A 7951-nucleotide genomic window follows, 5' to 3' on the forward strand; every position below is an offset into this window, starting at 1 on the left:
GTTTCGTACTCAACGTGAGCCGTCGAGATCGTGATACCGCGGGCGCGTTCTTCCGGTGCAGCGTCGATCTGGTCATACGCCTTGAATTCACCGAAGAACTTCGTGATTGCCGCAGTCAACGAGGTCTTGCCATGGTCAACGTGACCGATGGTGCCGATGTTAACGTGGGGCTTGTTACGTTCGAATTTGCTCTTAGCCATCGCCGTTGTTCTCTTTGTTCTAGAACCGCTCAAGCGCCAGCGCAAAAGCCGATTGGCTTCGGGGCCAGCATTTATGCCAAAACGGAACGGCGAACCGCCCGTCGATGATTCCTTACACGCCTATCCGCTCTTGAAAACTGGAGCGGGTAACGGGAATCGAACCCGTGTATTCAGCTTGGAAGGCTGCTGCTCTACCATTGAGCTATACCCGCATACTCTAAACTCTAATCCGACAGTGGTGGAGGAAGTTGGATTTGAACCAACGTAGGCTTAGCCAACGGATTTACAGTCCGTCCCCTTTAACCGCTCGGGCATTCCTCCTAATATCACTATCAGCAGAGTCGAGTAACTAGGCATTTTTGCGAAGCGGTCGGTTGGCTGTTGGGCTCGCCGTCGCTCCACGGGGGGCCTTATGACGATAAGCGCTTCCCCTGTCAACAGGGTAAAAGCGAAAAGAATGCATGCCTATCCACAGTTTGGCCAAAGCATTCCAAAAGACCGGGCTCAGGCAGGCATTCGGATATGCAAAAAAATCAGGACATGCGGGCTTTCGCCTCTTAATAGGCAGCCATAACAGCCTGATAGTATTTACAGGGCAAGCAGCTATCTTCCCTCTCTCTTAAGAGTTATAAGCGCGCCATGACCGATCAGAACACGCCCCGCACCCCTAAAGATACTCATTATGCGCGCCTGCGCCGCCAGCATCGCGACCAGAAAGCCTTGGCCGAAGGCAAGGCGCCGCACCGGCCCCAGCGCGCCGCCATATCGGCCAGCGCCGTCGCGGATGGCACTGTGCGCCTTTATGGGCTGCATACGGTGCGCGCAGCCGTTGAAAATCCGGCTCGCAAGATTCTGCGCATGCGCGCGACGCGCAATGGCTTTGCGCGGCTTGAAATCGGGGAAGCCGAATCGCTGCCCTTCCCTGTCGAAATTGTTGATCCAAAGGATATCGACAAGGAAACCGGTTCCGACGCCGTGCATCAGGGCGTGATGATTGAAGCAGAACCGCTGCGTGCGAAAAAACTCTCTGAACTTCAGGACAGCCCGCTTCTGCTGGTTCTTGATCAGGTAACCGACCCGCACAATGTCGGCGCGATCATGCGGTCGGCTGTGGCCTTCGGTGCAGGAGCACTGATCACCACCAGCCGCCACAGCCCGCAGGAAACCGGCGTTCTGGCCAAGGCTGCATCCGGTGCGCTTGAACTTATCCCGCATATAGAGGTGAGAAACCTCGCCGAAGCGATTGAAGAACTGCACGGTCTGGGTTTCCAGACCATCGGTCTTGATTCGGAAGGCCCGCAGGAAATGGAAGCGACGCTTGCTGGCGGACGAATCGCTCTGGTTCTCGGCGCGGAAGGCAAAGGCCTGCGCCAGAAGACGCGGGAAACCGTGACGGCACTTGCACGCCTCGACATGCCCGGCGAGATTAAATCGCTCAATGTCTCAAACGCCGCAGCGATTTCGCTCTATGCGGCGGAGCGCTATTTGCGCAATCGTTGATTCGACCCCATGCGCCGCGTGAAATTTCTTACCGGCGCATGGCATTGTTGAACGAATATGTTCAAGCGGTCGCGATATAGGTGCGAATTTCGTCGGCCTCGCGCTCCACATCTTCGATTCGCCGTTTCACGACGTCACCGATAGAGATGATTCCGACAAGTTTGCCGTGTTCTTCAACCGGCATATGTCTGAAACGGCTGCGCGTCATGATTTCCATGACCTGATTGATCGTGTGATGCTCCCGGCAGACCTGCACTTTTGCGGTCATGACCTCTGCAACCGGCATGGCCATCGCGCCGCTTTCCTTGACGGAAAGCGCCCGGACCACATCGCGTTCGGAAAGAATGCCTTTGATATGACCGGCCTCGTCACAAACCACCAGCGCGCCGATCTTGTGCTTGTTCAACATGGCAACGGCATGGGAAAGCGTGTCGGCAGGCGCAATTACGACGACATCCCTGCCCTTTTTTTCGAGAATCGATCTTACTGTCATGCCAAGTCCCTCCAAGATTTAGCATTCGCTGTTTCAGGCGCTCAAACACCTGAAAACAGAACGCAGCTCCTCCCGCCGCGTTCCATGATGGTGCGCTTTGATTGCACGTTTAGCAAGTACCATAAAACTGGGAGGGAACTGTTCTAACGCCTTAGAACTGCGTCATAGCTGCGCGGGCGATCCAGCAGCGAAATCCCGAAGAAACCGGCGATAAAACCGCCAATATGCGCTTCCCAGGCAATGCCCGACAAATCAGCGCCGCCAGTCGTGTAAATACCGGTGATGATGTTGATCACGAACCACACGCCCACGAAGGTCAGCACGGGCTTCAGCGTCAGCGTGAAGCCAACAGGCAGCACCGGCCCGGCAAATTCTGCGCGTCGTCCGGAATTCACACGCCGGAACCCATAGCGCGCCGAAGCGCCCATCATGCCGGAAATCGCGCCCGAAGCGCCAACCAGCGGCGTCACACTGTCGGGATAAACCGCATAATGCGTCAGTCCGGCGATAATCGCCGTGAAAATCCAGAAAATCACCATGCGTGCAGTTCCGATTCGCCCTGCCAGCGGAGAACCGAAGGCGGCAAGCCAGATCATATTGACCACGATATGCTCGATACCGCCATGCATGAAGGAATAGCTGATCAGCGTGAACAGGCCTGCCGGGTCAGAAAAACCGCCCGCCATCGAGAACCGCGCCGGGATCAGTGAGAAATTCAGCATGAAATCATAGTTCTGCTGCTCGCTGATCAGGTAGTTCTGATAGACATAGACCGCGACGCAGATACCGATCAGCGCGATCACCACGCCCGGAATATTGAAGATCGGCTCACTTCCGCCCGAACGACCGCGATTACCCTGCATTTCCGGTTGCGGAAGGACCATGAACACTGCTTTCCAGATTGCGAAACCGCGATGGGGCCAGTCAGGCCCAGAAACGACAATCGGCCCAATCGGACCGCTCACGTGGCGAAACCGGCATTTGATAGGATAGAAATCGTTAAAAATAAAGGCCAGTGGAGGTCAACCACCGGCCCTGACGCGAACCACCGAGATTCGCAAAAATAACGACTGGATCTCAGAAAAACGCCAACCAAGACAACGGCTTCGTCTGATGTCCTCATCAAACGCCAGCACTATCCGCATTGCAAGAATTACTTGTTGTTAACCTTAACAGCCGAGCACCGTGGATGAAGAAAGGGTTAAGCTGGCATCTGCGCCGTTAATACTATTTTAATGGTCGCGAGCCGGAGCCAAGGCGCTTCGCAATCGATCAGCATTCCCAATTCACCAGAATCAAACGAACGGCGCACGATGAAACACCGCAGCACGATCGCGATCTTCAGCGAATGGCAGCGACTGGCCTTTGATCGCAATGACGATCTTGAGCACGGTTTTCAAGCGCCGCAGCGTACCGATGTCGAACCGCGTCGGCTCGGGCGGCATTTGTCCGATCTCTTTTTCGTGGAAGCCGGCGAAAATGGCGAACTGGTCTTTCGTCTTGGCGGCACGCGCATCTGCACCCTGTTCGGTCGCGAACTGAAAGGCGTGCGTCTTTTATCCTTGTGGCCGGAGCGCGACCGCCCTGCCCTTAGCGAATTGGCGCAGAATGTCAGCGCGATGCAGATCCCGGCACTGAGCCTTCATGACGGAATCAGTCTTTCGGGCCGCAGCCTCAGCTTTGAAATGCTGCTCGCCCCTTTGGAAGCCAGTAACGGTCGCGTCGGCCTCATGGGCAGCATGGCCGTTCTGGACAATGTGACATGGGCAGGCGCCGACCCTCTGGTGCTCGGCCACCTCAACCATATTGAGCCGATTGCACCGGATGTGGCACTCGCCGACGAAGCGGTGAAGGCAGCGATCTTCACGGTCAATGCTTCGAATCGTACCCGCCAATGGACGGAAACTCGCATGGCGACGCCGCCCGTGCGCAAGGCACCGCATCTGCGCGTCATCAATGGCGGCAAAGCCTGAAATCGCAGTTTCTCTTTTGCGCCAAAACTGCTTTAAGTGTAACGTAAATAACAGGTTATTGGCGAAAGACTGAGATGGGCCAGCTTCAATGAGGGGATTTGCGGCGACATCACCTGCGAACAGCGGGCGGCAGGATAATTTCAATGCCGTAAACGTTGATCTCAATGGTCGCTATATGCTGGAAAACCGCAGCGAATATCCTTGCGTTCTGAAGCGCATGTCGCCCGGCACCGCCCTGATGACCGGTATTGCAACGCCGCGCAATGGCGAGCGTATCATTGCCTATATCGACCATGTCGGACGAATCGAAGGCACGGCCTACCAAATTTCAGCAGAAGGCTTTCACCTTCTCCTCACCAATACTGCGACCAAAAAGGACAAGCTTTCGGCGCAGCTGACATGGCTTGCCAACCGGCATGAACTTTCGCTGCCGGAAGATCGCCGCCATGAGCGTGTCGTACCGCGCAAGTCGCATCAGAATGTCACCTTCCCTGATGGCACTCAGTTGCTTTGCCGTATTGCCGACTTGTCGCTCTCAGGCGCGGCTATCGAATGCGACGTCAAGCCCGCCATCAAGAGCGGTGTTCTGCTGGGGCCGATCCGCGGACGGGTCGTGCGCCATTTCGCAGACGGGTTCGCCATCGAGTTCGCCACCATCCAGACCAGCACCACGCTCGACGGGCTTTTCTCCTAATTCTTACGCCGCTGAAAAGATGAACGTCTGTCAAGGTTACGGATTGGCAAACCGCCTTCGAGGGTATAAACATGGAAATCATGCGAAATCGCGCATTTTCAGGCTGAAATAGCCGCTTTCTTTACAAAAAGTTTCAGTATTCCGCGCAGTTTTAATCGAATTTGAATCGCATTTTCGCGCTCAAATTTGCGCGGCTTCAAATTGTCCCGGTCATTTTGATCTCCAACAGGGAGACAAAAGAATGACCAAGCAAACCATCATCGCAGCATTTCTTCTGCTGATTGGCGTCGGACTGGCCCAGGCAGCAAACCCGGCCTCCAACTCGCCATGGATGAGCACCGGCGAACGCACCTCGCAGCCAATCGGGCATTATGAATTTTGCGAGCGCTATCCGGCTGAATGCAAAATCGTCAGCCGCAACACCAATGCTCTCAAGCTGACGCCGAAGCTTTGGCAGCAGATCATTGCCGTCAATGACAGCGTCAACACACGAATCAAGCCGGCCACCGACATGGAAGTCTGGGGTCGCGAGGAATATTGGGAATATCCGGTAACCGCTGGCGACTGCGACGACTACATGCTGGAAAAGCAGCGCGAGCTGATGGCGCTTGGCATTCCTGCCAATACCCTGCTGTTCACCGTGGTTCGTCAGCCGAATGGTGACGGCCATGCCGTCCTGACGGTTCGCACCGACCGCGGCGACTTCATTCTCGACAATCTCGATGAGCGCGTTCTGGCCTGGAACAAGACCGACTACACCTACCTGAAGCGTCAGTCGACGGCCAATAGCGGCAGTTGGGTTTCGATCAAGGATGACCGCGACATTCTCGTCGGCAGCATCAAGAACTGATCAGACGCCGATTTCGATAAAAGGACGGGCCGCCAGTCTCCCTCTGGCCCCGTCCTTTTTTATTGTTGCGAAGTCAGGCCGGTTCCATACCGCGCATGAATGAATGTCCCTTCTCGACATAGTGCTTGGCGGACAGCTTCAGCTTCTCCACCGCCGCCTCGTCCAGCTCACGCAAAACGCGCGCTGGCGAGCCGACAACCAGCGAGTTGTCCGGGATTTCCTTGCCTTCCGTCACCAGAGCACCGGCGCCGATAAGGCAGTTCTTGCCGATCTTCGCACCGTTGAGCACGATAGCGCCCATGCCGATCAGTGTATTCTCACCGATCGTGCAGCCGTGCAGGATCGCCCGATGGCCGATGGTGCAGCCCGCGCCAATCGTCAGCGGAAAGCCGATATCTGTATGCATGATGCAGTGTTCCTGCACATTGGTATCGTCACCGATGGAGATCACTTCATTGTCGCCGCGCAGCACGGCGCCAAACCAGAAACCCACATTTTCGCCCACGACGACCTTGCCGATCAGTGTCGCATCCGGCGCAATCCAGTTGCTGGCGCGGTCTGCGAAATGTGGCTTGTGTCCGTTATAAGCATAAATCGGCATGTGGGCTCCTCCATCAGAATGTCTTCATGAAAAGAGCTAAGCTTTTTTTGGATGAGGGACAAGCACGGCTTCATGCTCCGTTAACCATAAAAGGCCAATAATCGCTGCAATATCATCAGCATGGCATTCCCGCCCAATGGAAAGCGCAATCGATACCACCACGACAAAAGATGGCAACCGGCTGTTCGTCCGCGTTTTGCTGGCGATTGCCGTGCTTATTGTGCTTTCCGTTGCGATCAATATTGGCGGGCGCATGCTCGGCCCGGCGATTGCTCGTGGCGGTCATTCCGACAGCACCCATCTCTATAAGGTGCTGATCGGCAATAATGTTCTGACGATGCCAGCCAATATGATCCGCTTTTCCAATCAGCGGCGCGACGGCCTGACAACGCGCCTCGATCTATATGCGCGCTGGCCCGGACTGACCGGCTATACGGAGGCGGACCGCGCAATCTTCAATCTGCTCACGCCAAAACGGCAATTGCTGTTCATGTCGATCGAAGAGCGCACCATGTCTCGTGACATGAGCGGACGCTATCTGCCGATCTATGCCGCGCTGATCGAGCCGGAGGGCGAATCTTTACCGGAAGGGCTGACCGTCCACCGATTTATGGAAAGCAGCGGTTATACCGGTGAAGAACTGGTGCTCTCCGATACGACAAGCGGCAATCCCGCTTTCGTGGCGCGGTGCATGAGCGATGCATCAGCGGAAAACTTCAACGCCTGCGAGCGCGACATCCAGTTCGGAAAAGGCCTGCAGATTCTCTATCGCTTCCCCCGCGATATGCTGGCCGAGTGGAAGACACTCGATGAAACTGTGCGTCAGTTCGCAACCGGGCATCTGTTGGGAAATAACTAAAAACTGTCGTACTGAGAGTTGAATCATCCAGCTAGAATGGTTTCAGTTCGCCAAACCTAGCGACGGAGCGGACGAGCTTATATGGCAGAAAGTGATTCCCGATCATGGCACGTCCGCGACTGATTGTGACTGCCGGGCTTCCCGGCTCCGGTAAAAGCACACTTGCCAAAGGACTGGTCCAAGCGCTTCAGATCCCGGTCCTGTCCATCGACCCGATTGAAGCGGCCATGTGGCGTGCAGATATCCCGAAGGAGATGACGGGCATCGCCGCTTATCAGATGGCGGAGGCGATAGCAGAAGAAAATCTGAAACTCGGCCTGTCAGTGATTGTTGATGCTGTGAATCCCGTGGAAGCGGCGCGGACCATGTGGGTGCAACTCGCGGAGCGCACCGATGCCACGCTGACTTTTGTGGAATGTCATTGTTCCGATCATGCGATCCACCGCGAGAGGATCGAAAATCGCAGACGCAATATTTCAGGAATGGCGGAGATAAGCTGGGAGCGGGTCGAGGAACGGCGCAACGAGTATGAGCCTTGGTTGCATGACCGTATTTCGCTCGACACAGCGCATAATACCACCGAACAACTGGTTCAGCGCGTACTCGAAGCTTTCCAGCAAACACAACAGTGAAGCGGTTAAGCCGCATCAACCGATGCTGCAAAGTCATGACCTCCACCAGAGGTGGAGGTTTGGGACGCTACGCTTGAACCACTAGAAGTGGTTTTGTTATGTGTTAGTAAGAGCCCTTAAAAAGGTCGGCATGGTCGGAAGCCTTGTCG

10 protein-coding genes and 2 tRNA genes are annotated in these 7951 nt (G+C 55.6%); 6 read left to right on the forward strand and 6 right to left on the reverse strand.

What is annotated here, in order from left to right; translation table 11 throughout:
- The 3 genes from FGI60_RS21200 to FGI60_RS21215 form a co-directional block, all read right to left on the reverse strand.
- Positions 1 to 200 (reverse strand): GTP-binding protein (locus tag FGI60_RS21200; protein ID WP_235889887.1); only part of this gene is annotated, 200 nt, incomplete at its 3' end.
- A gap of 138 nt (positions 201 to 338) precedes the next feature.
- Positions 339 to 412 (reverse strand) — tRNA-Gly (locus FGI60_RS21210).
- A gap of 24 nt (positions 413 to 436) precedes the next feature.
- Positions 437 to 521: transfer RNA gene (locus tag FGI60_RS21215), tRNA-Tyr, on the reverse strand.
- Between the two features lie 318 nt (positions 522 to 839).
- Here FGI60_RS21215 and rlmB point away from each other — a divergent pair.
- Positions 840 to 1700, forward strand: coding sequence for a 23S rRNA (guanosine(2251)-2'-O)-methyltransferase RlmB (gene rlmB / locus FGI60_RS21220; protein ID WP_138786863.1), 861 nt, complete (start codon positions 840 to 842; stop codon positions 1698 to 1700).
- Between the two features lie 61 nt (positions 1701 to 1761).
- Here rlmB and FGI60_RS21225 read toward each other — a convergent pair whose 3' ends face one another.
- Both FGI60_RS21225 and FGI60_RS21230 read right to left on the reverse strand, forming a co-directional pair.
- A complete protein-coding gene (locus FGI60_RS21225; protein ID WP_078339263.1) occupies positions 1762 to 2193 on the reverse strand; it encodes a CBS domain-containing protein in 432 nt (143 codons plus the stop codon).
- A 143-nt stretch (positions 2194 to 2336) separates the two neighbouring features.
- A complete protein-coding gene (locus FGI60_RS21230) occupies positions 2337 to 3077 on the reverse strand; it encodes a rhomboid family intramembrane serine protease (RefSeq protein WP_138786864.1) in 741 nt (246 codons plus the stop codon).
- 429 nt (positions 3078 to 3506) lie between these two features.
- Between FGI60_RS21230 and FGI60_RS21235 the strand changes: the two genes are divergently transcribed.
- From FGI60_RS21235 to FGI60_RS21245, 3 genes are all read left to right on the forward strand, one after another.
- Positions 3507 to 4166 (forward strand): PAS domain-containing protein, encoded by a 660-nt coding sequence (locus FGI60_RS21235; protein ID WP_138786865.1) that lies wholly within the window; start codon positions 3507 to 3509, stop codon positions 4164 to 4166.
- 88 nt (positions 4167 to 4254) lie between these two features.
- On the forward strand, positions 4255 to 4860 hold the full coding sequence (locus FGI60_RS21240) for a PilZ domain-containing protein (RefSeq protein ID WP_078339266.1): 606 nt from the start codon (positions 4255 to 4257) through the stop codon (positions 4858 to 4860).
- A gap of 241 nt (positions 4861 to 5101) precedes the next feature.
- Positions 5102 to 5710: a transglutaminase-like cysteine peptidase gene (locus FGI60_RS21245; protein WP_078339268.1), complete on the forward strand. Its 609-nt coding sequence runs from the start codon at positions 5102 to 5104 to the stop codon at positions 5708 to 5710.
- A 73-nt stretch (positions 5711 to 5783) separates the two neighbouring features.
- Here FGI60_RS21245 and FGI60_RS21250 read toward each other — a convergent pair whose 3' ends face one another.
- Positions 5784 to 6311: a gamma carbonic anhydrase family protein gene (locus FGI60_RS21250; RefSeq protein ID WP_138786866.1), complete on the reverse strand. Its 528-nt coding sequence runs from the start codon at positions 6309 to 6311 to the stop codon at positions 5784 to 5786.
- Positions 6312 to 6447: 136 nt separating this feature from the next.
- Between FGI60_RS21250 and FGI60_RS21255 the strand changes: the two genes are divergently transcribed.
- Together FGI60_RS21255 and FGI60_RS21260 are read left to right on the forward strand one after the other, a co-directional pair.
- The gene (locus tag FGI60_RS21255) at positions 6448 to 7170 is read left to right on the forward strand and encodes a hypothetical protein (RefSeq protein WP_138786867.1); all 723 of its coding nucleotides are present in this window, start codon (positions 6448 to 6450) and stop codon (positions 7168 to 7170) included.
- A gap of 104 nt (positions 7171 to 7274) precedes the next feature.
- Complete coding sequence (locus FGI60_RS21260; RefSeq protein ID WP_138786868.1) at positions 7275 to 7802, forward strand: AAA family ATPase; 528 nt, start codon at positions 7275 to 7277, stop codon at positions 7800 to 7802.
- The last annotated feature ends 149 nt before the right edge of the window (positions 7803 to 7951 follow it).

The sequence above is a fragment of the Brucella haematophila genome, assembly GCF_005938105.1.
Classification (GTDB): Bacteria; Pseudomonadota; Alphaproteobacteria; order Rhizobiales; family Rhizobiaceae; genus Brucella; species Brucella haematophila.

Excerpts from the sequence above, each read along its gene's own strand:
- FGI60_RS21260 (WP_138786868.1), top strand. The coding sequence starts at position 7,275 with ATGGCACGTCCGCGACTGATTGTGACTGCCGGGCTTCCCGGCTCCGGT.
- FGI60_RS21225 (WP_078339263.1), bottom strand. The coding sequence starts at position 2,193 with ATGACAGTAAGATCGATTCTCGAAAAAAAGGGCAGGGATGTCGTCGTA.
- FGI60_RS21235 (WP_138786865.1), top strand. The coding sequence starts at position 3,507 with ATGAAACACCGCAGCACGATCGCGATCTTCAGCGAATGGCAGCGACTG.
- FGI60_RS21245 (WP_078339268.1), top strand. The coding sequence starts at position 5,102 with ATGACCAAGCAAACCATCATCGCAGCATTTCTTCTGCTGATTGGCGTC.
- FGI60_RS21240 (WP_078339266.1), top strand. The coding sequence starts at position 4,255 with ATGAGGGGATTTGCGGCGACATCACCTGCGAACAGCGGGCGGCAGGAT.
- FGI60_RS21230 (WP_138786864.1), bottom strand. The coding sequence starts at position 3,077 with ATGGTCCTTCCGCAACCGGAAATGCAGGGTAATCGCGGTCGTTCGGGC.
- rlmB (WP_138786863.1), top strand. The coding sequence starts at position 840 with ATGACCGATCAGAACACGCCCCGCACCCCTAAAGATACTCATTATGCG.
- FGI60_RS21250 (WP_138786866.1), bottom strand. The coding sequence starts at position 6,311 with ATGCCGATTTATGCTTATAACGGACACAAGCCACATTTCGCAGACCGC.
- FGI60_RS21255 (WP_138786867.1), top strand. The coding sequence starts at position 6,448 with ATGGAAAGCGCAATCGATACCACCACGACAAAAGATGGCAACCGGCTG.